Genomic DNA, 8,822 nt, shown 5'->3' on the forward strand with positions numbered 1-8,822 from the left:
TGAATTATGTAAGGTCTAGCTCTTAAAACCTACCAGTTGACTCTTGTTTAAAGAGCTAGCTCATAAAGGGTTGTAGGAATAAGCTCTCATTTCCTACCAAGGTGATTGCTGCAGCTCAGTGCTTAATGATTGAATTATGTAAGGTCTAGCTCTTAAAACCTACCAGTTGACTCTTGTTTAAAGAGCTAGCTCATAAAGGGTTGTAGGAATAAGCTCTCATTTCCTACCAAGGTGATTGCTGCAGCTCAGTGTTTAAATGAATGAATTATGTAAGGTCTAGCTCTTAAAACCTACCAGGAAGTTTTTGTTTAAATTAGCAGGTCACGATGGGTTGCAGGAATAAGCTCTCATTTCCTACCACTATATTTAATTAGGGATGTACTTCACGAATGAAATATCTAAGTCGAATTCTCAATATCTGTCATAGGCCTGTACATCTGTATAACTATCCATTGGCTGTAATGTCATCACTTACTTTTGATCAGAAGAGCTTAAGCGATAGCTAATTGTGTTAATTATTCATCTTCGGTGAATAATGAGCCTTGCCGCTCTTCGTAAAGTGCTGCTCTATTTTTCATTATTGAGTACTTCTTATTAAAACGCTTCATATCACTGACAAGCCTGTCATGTGGGTATAGCTTATACAGATAGTCGACAGTTTTTCTTTTGTCGTATAATGACTTGATTGGCTCAATTTCTACTTTCTCAAGCCTTAACAGCTTTTTCATTTCTTCAATTGCTGCTTTCATTTGCCTTGTATTATTAGACATTTTTTTATCCATTTTGCGAAAGGTAGCTTTAAATACAGTTGACATTTTAATTGGATAAAATTGTCCTTGGCTTGCTTGTTTGTATCGTCTATCCATGCGTTTAATTAAGTATTTAGCAATTGGCTTCTTCGCGCTTTGCGCTATTGCATAGTTATATTCTCTATACTCTAATTGCTTTACGGAGTTGGTAACAAAACTATCAAAAAGAACAAGACACTTATTACTTTGGCCATCTTGTAGGATATCTTTACGAGTAGTTAAGGCCATATTGCTTAAGTAGGAAGGCTTCCATTTAAACTCACCTGCTAAGCTTACAATTTCTATTTCCGCACTTCTTAGTACTTCTAAGCTTTCGGTTAATTCAGGAATTGACATTGTTTTGTTAAAACGCTTTAGCTCTTTTTGCAACATTCGAAGTGTAAACATTGTACCTAGATCTTCTTTAAAAAAAGCACCATTTTCACTAGTTGCTAATTTTCTAAGAGCATCATAAACAGATTCTTCACGTTGAATTGATGGGTAAACTAAGACATCAGTTTCTTTTCCCCCAATATTTTTTGTGATTCTTCCTGGTTTTATTGTGACAACAAAAGTTGTTTCTGTTCCTTTGTAATTGAAAGAAAATTCGGTTGAGACTTTAGGGGTTACATCTTTATAAGACCAATATCTTTTACGTTGAGTATCCAAAAACTTTGGAATATGGTCATAAAAGTCTACTGCGTTCGAATAATCTGCATCCTGAGCTTCAAGGAGCTGAAAAAACGACAAATGTGGTGTAATAGCTGGCTCTGACAGTCGTAAATCCTTCTTACTCATTATAATGCCCTATCAGTGTACATTGCATTTTGGCTACGAAAGTAAAGACCATTTTTTTGATCTTGAAAGATTAGTCCTTCTGTAATTAGCAAATCAAAATATTTATCAACAGTGCTTTTACCTAGTCGAAGTATCTTCATTACTTTATTTTTACTTATTCGTTTACCAGCTTGAATTGCACTTATTTCTTCTCTTACCTGTTCATAATTGTCAAAACTTTTTGGCTTAGTAAAATTCAATATATTGGTGTTATTTTGTATGGTTTTATTTTCTCCATTGCCTTCGAGTGTTTCGTTATTTATTGGAGTAACTGACCTCACGATTTCTTTTTCATCAAGCCTTGTTCTCAAGTCTTTTGTCTTTATATTACTATCTGAAGCTAGGTTTAAATTTGTTTGAGATGTCATAACTTTATCTTGTGAAGATTTTTTTAATAGTAATGAAGACTTTAAATACTTTGTTTTTTGGATTATGTCTATGAAAAAACAAGCTGCAAAATCTAATAAAATAGCTAGCAATATAAAAACATATACCTGTACGATTTTTTTATCTTTCTCTACCGCAGTAGACAAAGCTTCAAGTAAAGCTATCATTTGTGTTTTAGCTGGTACTGAAACCGAGTTTATTTTTTGCTGAAGCTCAGCAGCTTGTAAGCGTAAATCTTCATTTTTAGCTTTTAGTGGAGCTGCAAAGTACTTTTCCTTTTTCATTTCTATATACATGTCAATAGCTTTTGAGTTCTGCTCTATTTGACTAAGTATTTGTTCCCTTTCTTCAATAAACCCCTTCTTTTTTACCTCAGCTACCTCTATATTGGCTTGAACTTTTTGAGTATCGCTTTGCAGTCCTCCTATTGAACCGAAAATGCTTGCAATAGTTAGAGTAGTGAATAATAGGCTGGAAAATACCGCTCGAATCCAATCTTTGCACTTAATACTAATTAATATTTCTGGTAATGCTAAGAATTTTCCTAATTCAAATGTAATAGCTAGTCCTGCAAATAAAAGCTTGTAGTTTGGATTATCTGAAATACTGCAAAATAGCAGTACAGATAGAGCAATTGAAAGAGATATACTTATACTTACACCCAAGTAAGTAAACAACATTTGCAGCTTTGATTTTGAAGCTAAATATACTTCTTCCATTAACCTATTCCTGCTATGGATAAAACTCAAAACAGATTGACTGAGGAAAGTTGTTTGAACTAGTTAGCTAATTCTCTCATGAGAGAATTAGCTAACTTGCTTTTCTTGTGCGTCTAGAATTGAGCCAAAGTTAATTAGAAACTCTGAGCGGTCAATTACTCCCCAATGAAATATATGGTAGTGGCCTCTTCGACCTCTCCCATTATTTGCTTGAATAAAACGTAAATCAATTAGAAACTCGGATCTAATTTGAGCTATATATCTCTTCACTGAAGAGGAAGGGATGCCAGTTACATTTGATATATCTAATAATGAAGGAGAATTACTTGTAGTAATAGCTACAAGTATCGAATATTTACGGCGAGTCTCTTCGCTTAACTTTAACATAAAATCACACCGAAATAGGTAATGAAAATTAGTACTTAATTGATGTGATTGTTAAGTCTTCAAGCTTTGTTAACATTCTCTCATCTTGAAGTGTTTGCACCCAGGCATACCCACTTTTTTGTGGCTTATCAAATACTAAGATACCTGGAGTTTTATTTTGAATCTCAACATGTATTACTATTTCACTTTGTATCTTAGGAACTTCGTTGTTATTAGTTTTTGCTTTTCTCTCATGAGAGAAATTTTCACTAACACCATCTGTAGTTTGTGTATTTTCCTGAGAAGCATTCTGTTTGTCACCATGTAGACTCTCTTCTTTAGAATCTCTTTTTCTCTCATGAGAGAAATCTACTTCTTGTGAAGGAGAAGCCATTGTGTTTGACTTACATTGTTTATACTCTTGCTCTGCACGCTTTCGAGATATCCCACCATCTTCTTTTGCTAGTTCGCAAAGAGCTGAAAACTTCTCTTTATTTATACTATAAATTTTCCTTAAAAAGTCTAATGTTAATAAGTCTGTAACTACTCTTTGCTTTACGAGATTTATACCTTCTTCAGGAAGTTTCAGGATATTTAAATATCGTGAAACTTTGTTGATATTAGGTTTATTATTGCGAGTGATCCAACCTAACTCTTCAGCAATTTCTTCTAAGGTCAACTTTTCATTTGCAAGATCTTTTATAGCATTTGCCATCTCAAATGGACGCAAGTCGTTTCTTTGATCATTTTCAATGATTTGACAAACAATACGTTTTCTTTTTTCTCTTAATGGTGCTTCAGGGTCAATGAGAGCTTTTAACCTGAAATTAGGAATTAATTGAGAAGCTAGCCATCTACACTCTCCTTTGTCTATCTTATATAAGCCCTTTTCATTTGGAGGGTAAACAATAATAGGTTGTTGCTGACCATTACTTTTTAATGATGCAGCCATTGAGCTAATCTCATCTTGATCAAATTCTTTTCGCACTTGCTCTTCTGTAAAGCACTGATGTGGGTAAAGTAAGAGTAAAACTCCTTCTTTTGAACTACTTTCAGGCTTGTCTTGTAATAGATCATTAACTGAAACTTGATTTCTTTGAGCCGCTTTTTCTTTTTTTCTTTCAGCAAAACTCTTAGCCATTTATATTTTCTCCATACGAGCAATTACCTCATCAGTAAAAGCAGAGATTTGCTTAACAGCTTTAGTATCAGGCTTCGCATAATCAGTGATGCTTTCTTGTAGTGAAATTGCGTCAGAAATTTTGATAGTCTCATTAATCTGAGTGTTGAATAAAAGAGAGCCAAAGTTGTCTTTAAGCTCTTCTAAATAATGAGTAACTGATTTTGGTGTAGGATTATTCTTGACTTTGTTCGCAATTACACCTGCAATTTTCTTTTGATTTGCCCCCATTCTTCTATTCATTTGTTTTATTCGATGTTCAACTTTTTTTGCTGCATTAAAAGCAAAGTCTTCTGGTATAACAGGGATTATTATTCCATCAGTAGCCATTATTGCGGAGGTAAAAAGTAGGCCGAAAGAAGGTGGGCAGTCGATAATAATATAATCAAAATCTTCTTTCAGGACTTCAATAGAGTCACAGAACTCATAGACAGGCTCCATATCAGCCCCCTTTAATACAGAAAGAGCATCTGTAGCACCTAACAAAAAGAGGTTATCTCTAACCTGTATCGGTTTTGGCTCTGTATCAGTGTTGTACATCTTGATTGTGTTAGAAACCCCTTCTGGCTGGTTGCCTTTTTTTATTGTTTCAGGGATGTCTTCTCCAAATAGCGCCGTTGTTGCATCTCCAGATGAGTCATTGTCAACAAGTAATACTTTGAAGTCACTTTCTGAAAGCTTATGGGCAAGTTGCACTGAAACAGTTGTTTTACCAACTCCCCCTTTTTCATTTGTTACTGCTATTGATTTACCCACTAACCCACACTCCTAACCTGATGGTTATGAATAACTTTGGTTTTGTTCGAAATAATAAGAAAGATATGAAACTATATGAGCTTTTATTATAGTATTAAAATTTGATCCTATACAATAGTATGGTGAGAATAATATAGAAAGGGGGCCAAGTGTAAAATGAGCTATGTATATTTCTCTCATGAGAGAAATATACATATTGCATTAGATGTGTGTTTTTTAACCTAGTGGTGTAAGATTTTTAGTACATTGTTACATCTGGTACAGTTTCAATCGCTCCATATTCCATTGGGTCACTGACTATAAAGCTAGGAGTAGGGGAGGGGGGCTCTTGAGAGTGTTTACTCCTTTTCAACGGCAGTTGTTTACCATCTATCTTCGTAGCGTTATCTAGCAAGGTTTTGAGTGGTTCCAGGTCTTCTACAGTTGATGGGTTAACCAGAGCATTTGTTACGGCATCGGTTATTACGACAGGTGAGTTTTTCGCAAATTCAGTAAACAATGACTGCCTCTGTTGTGCTTCTTTTTCGATGGTTTGCTTCAGCACATCATTATCATTAACCAGTGTTGTGTGTTCTTGGCTCAGGTGATCATACAGCGCTTGTAGCTTCACCAGCTCATGAAAGTACATTTGGTTCTGGTTGTATGACAGTTCAACTGAATCAAACCACTGTTGTAGTCTGTTTTCTGCCTCCTCTTCATTCACGCCAGCTTGTTTGATGGCATCAAGGATGGTTGCAAAGTTAGGTTTCTCTTCTGCTGTGGAGTCGAGGACATAGCCACGGTTGTTAGCAAAGTTTGGATTGATTACATAATCAAAACCGCTGATCTGATTTAAGAATGTATTCGCGCCTGTTTCACTTCCTCGTGCCGCAATTGAAAAACCACCCACTTTTGAGTTGTGTAACCCAAGCAGGGTTTTACCTTCTTCGTTGTCTAAAATTTCTTGTGAATGTGTAACATTGCCTTCATCATCAATGTTAAGTTCGGTGCACACACAAGCTGGAATCGCTTTGATGACAATTTCTTTGCCACTATCCAGTTTGGCAACATCGGTTTCACCAGGGAATAATTTATTCGTCAGTTCGCGAATACCATGACCCACATAACCCACCATTTCTCTTAGTTTCAGTCGTTCCTGGGTTTCGGGTGATTCAATGATTTTCTTGAAGTTATCGAGCACATAACCACGCTCTTTACCTGAGTAGCTTCTACCGCTTTCAAATATATTAAATGTACAAGTGACTTTATTTAGTTTGTTTTTGCTCATGCTTGGGCTCGTTTGGTTTGCTTGTCTGGTCTTGAGTAGCGGTGGGCTTTTTGGAAGTAAACAGAGGGCTAATGTCGTCTGCCTGAAATTGCATGAGTTCAGTCATCACCCAGTTCAGTGAATCTTTCTTATCTAGCAATTGGAACTCAGGATCAATCAGTTGAATCAGCGAAACGACAGATGTTGCAAAGTTGGCTCGTACTTCTTGCGCTTGAGCTGGCTCTTGCTCTAGTGCTGTATTGATACTGTTGAATTTAATCACCCAGGGCTTATCGTCTGGCATATAGACTTTGTTGTACTTATATGCCACATGAATCTCGAACAATCGCTCGATACCGTTACGAACTGCATTTCTGACAAGGTTGGCTTTAATGGCCGCAGCAATGGCCATCCTAAAAAAACCACCATCACCCAAGCCACCTGACAAATCATCCGTAAACCCCAATAACGATTTATCGACACTGAGTGCAGATGCCAAGCGGTTGACTATAAAATTCACGTCTTCTATGGAAGCGATATTCACATCGTTGACTTCCGTTTGAATATCCACTTTGCCTGATCCACTCGACCACACCGGAAACACCAGGTTATTGATAGTGTTAAAGAAGCCTTTGGACATGGCTTGATTAGAAGAGTGATCCGATTTTTGTTTTAAGATTTTGGCAATGGTGTTGAAGTAACCAGCCGCTTTTTGCGGAGACTCTTGCCCTACATTGACTCCAATAAACCGATCTTTTTTACCGGCATTCCAGCGAGCCACACTTAAGGCAGTTGATGCTTGTTCGAGTTTTTGCCAGGGATCAAAGGCCGCACGCAACAGAGACTCACCATAGTGTCTTGTTTCAATGAGCGGATCATTTTCATAGTCATCTGAAGCTAAGTTGATTGACTGTTGGCATTGTGAAGATTGGTGATGTTGATGGCTGCACAAGTTGGACCATTGGGGTATTTTAAAACTGACGACTTTCCAGGGTTCGATTAGCTGTTGTCTTTGGTCGGCGGGTTGGTGTTTTGATCGATAACCCGCTAATAAACCGGCTCGTTCAAATTCCTTAATTGAAACAGGATGGGTATAGCGATCATGCCGTATATGTTGGATGCCTTTACCTTCTGAACCATAAGGTCGGACATAACACACGCCATACTTAGCGGCCTCATAAGCCCAATTATGTAATTGCGCATTAAACAAATCCCGAAACGTGTCATTCAAATCTGAAATCACTTGGTTTGGTTGACCATCTTTCGACTCAATAAAAATGATCTCATTGGTGTCAGTAGTAGCAGAAAGGGCATGCTGAATGTGCATTTTTAAGGCTGCATCAATCGACGGATCCACCGCCATTTCATCATAGATTTTGTATTGCAGGGTGCGGTCAGTGGGGAAGGGGGTTTTTAGTTGTTCGTAGTGACTGGCATCATCAGTTTGTAGCGGCTGATTTAATAGCCGTTCCATACTGGATAAATCACAAGCAATACCACTAACCTGGCTATCATGAATGGGTTCGTTTTCATTAAAGCCGGAAAACAAGCATTTCCAGCGGCTTTTCTGCTTGGGTCTTTCGGTCTTTACTGCCATAAACTCGCCTTTTCAGCGAGTATATAACGGTTTAGCTTAAAGTACGGCAGATAAAAAAATATTGTATGTGGGTGGCGTATATGCGCTGTGTAGCACTGCTACACAAGTTACACGTGGAACATTTTTTATGTTCCACGGAAAGTGGGTGATAGCTATCAGCTACTACACAACGGAAGTGGTGCGGCCTTCAATCAGAGAATGAGCCGTTAATCAGTGAGCCCGACGTAATGCTGCTCTCACTTCTAGTTCTTCGTCAAAGAGTTCATAGGTCAAGAAGTCACCCTCTTCGGTATCCAGCACATGTTGAGTATTCGCTTGTGCCCCCATCTCGAATTGCCATTCGGCATATTGCCAGGCAGCAACGATCCCGTAAGCCGGATCACTGAACGACAGTTGGCCTAGTATTTCCTCATCAAGATTACCGACTGGAAATAATGTACGTGTATCGCCTTGCTCTATTAGTAATTGTTTGAACCACCACCAGTAAGGACCATAAGCCCGGTAATGTAATGCGTTACGCCGTAACGTATTGATCAGGTTTTCAACCGTGCGGCTGATAAATTGTTCTTTGGTTTGGTTCGCTGTGGCTTCTTCCAGCAAAGGTTGTAATTCAGTTTCAGTAAATACGTTAATTGCCATTGCTACACCAATAAAGTTGTAATTTGTTGTAAGTCTTCATCTGTCGGTGAACGTAACCACCACCATGATCCCTCAAAGTCTGGACTGTCCATCGTAAATGATGCCCCGTAACGTGATTTCAAACTGTCTTTGTTTGCATAGAGCTTGCCGTTTTTGGCATACCGATCATGTAAAAACAGTGCCTCAAAAGCGGGGATAAATTCACCGCCCCAGGTCCGACGTTTTACTTTTGGCTCTATATGGATTCCTGGGGGACTATGTTAGCAGGCAAAAAGCTGTATACTCGAGCATTCATAATGGATTATCA

The 8,822-nt window shown here is 37.8% G+C and carries 8 protein-coding genes; all 8 read right to left on the reverse strand.

The window, feature by feature from the left end:
* Positions 1–515 precede the first annotated feature (515 nt).
* On the reverse strand, positions 516–1,586 hold the full coding sequence (locus ORQ98_RS28065) for a hypothetical protein (protein WP_274692146.1): 1,071 nt from the start codon (positions 1,584–1,586) through the stop codon (positions 516–518).
* Positions 1,586–2,731, reverse strand: a complete 1,146-nt coding sequence (locus ORQ98_RS28070; protein WP_274692147.1) for a hypothetical protein — start codon at positions 2,729–2,731, stop codon at positions 1,586–1,588. Before ORQ98_RS28070 ends, ORQ98_RS28065 begins: the two co-directional genes overlap by 1 nt.
* An 87-nt stretch (positions 2,732–2,818) precedes the next feature.
* Complete coding sequence (locus ORQ98_RS29750; protein WP_425347726.1) at positions 2,819–3,118, reverse strand: helix-turn-helix domain-containing protein; 300 nt, start codon at positions 3,116–3,118, stop codon at positions 2,819–2,821.
* Positions 3,119–3,146: 28 nt separating this feature from the next.
* A complete protein-coding gene (locus tag ORQ98_RS28075; RefSeq protein WP_274692148.1) occupies positions 3,147–4,238 on the reverse strand; it encodes a ParB/RepB/Spo0J family partition protein in 1,092 nt (363 codons plus the stop codon).
* Positions 4,239–5,033, reverse strand: a complete 795-nt coding sequence (locus ORQ98_RS28080) for a ParA family protein (protein ID WP_274692149.1) — start codon at positions 5,031–5,033, stop codon at positions 4,239–4,241.
* A 238-nt stretch (positions 5,034–5,271) separates the two neighbouring features.
* Complete coding sequence (locus ORQ98_RS28085; protein WP_274692150.1) at positions 5,272–6,300, reverse strand: hypothetical protein; 1,029 nt, start codon at positions 6,298–6,300, stop codon at positions 5,272–5,274.
* On the reverse strand, positions 6,278–7,876 hold the full coding sequence (locus ORQ98_RS28090; RefSeq protein WP_274692151.1) for a portal protein: 1,599 nt from the start codon (positions 7,874–7,876) through the stop codon (positions 6,278–6,280). Before ORQ98_RS28090 ends, ORQ98_RS28085 begins: the two co-directional genes overlap by 23 nt.
* Before the next feature lie 210 nt (positions 7,877–8,086).
* Entirely contained in the window at positions 8,087–8,515 is a 429-nt protein-coding gene (locus ORQ98_RS28095; protein ID WP_274692152.1) for a hypothetical protein, read from the reverse strand.
* Positions 8,516–8,822: the final 307 nt, after the last annotated feature.

Origin of the sequence: Spartinivicinus poritis (assembly GCF_028858535.1) — a bacterium.
In the GTDB taxonomy this organism is placed as follows: Bacteria; Pseudomonadota; Gammaproteobacteria; order Pseudomonadales; family Zooshikellaceae; genus Spartinivicinus; species Spartinivicinus poritis.

Bases quoted from the DNA above. Each gene is read 5' to 3' on its own strand.
- ORQ98_RS28090 (WP_274692151.1), bottom strand. From the start codon at position 7,876: ATGGCAGTAAAGACCGAAAGACCCAAGCAGAAAAGCCGCTGGAAATGC.
- ORQ98_RS28065 (WP_274692146.1), bottom strand. From the start codon at position 1,586: ATGAGTAAGAAGGATTTACGACTGTCAGAGCCAGCTATTACACCACAT.
- ORQ98_RS28095 (WP_274692152.1), bottom strand. From the start codon at position 8,515: ATGGCAATTAACGTATTTACTGAAACTGAATTACAACCTTTGCTGGAA.
- ORQ98_RS28070 (WP_274692147.1), bottom strand. From the start codon at position 2,731: ATGGAAGAAGTATATTTAGCTTCAAAATCAAAGCTGCAAATGTTGTTT.
- ORQ98_RS28075 (WP_274692148.1), bottom strand. From the start codon at position 4,238: ATGGCTAAGAGTTTTGCTGAAAGAAAAAAAGAAAAAGCGGCTCAAAGA.
- ORQ98_RS29750 (WP_425347726.1), bottom strand. From the start codon at position 3,118: ATGTTAAAGTTAAGCGAAGAGACTCGCCGTAAATATTCGATACTTGTA.
- ORQ98_RS28085 (WP_274692150.1), bottom strand. From the start codon at position 6,300: ATGAGCAAAAACAAACTAAATAAAGTCACTTGTACATTTAATATATTT.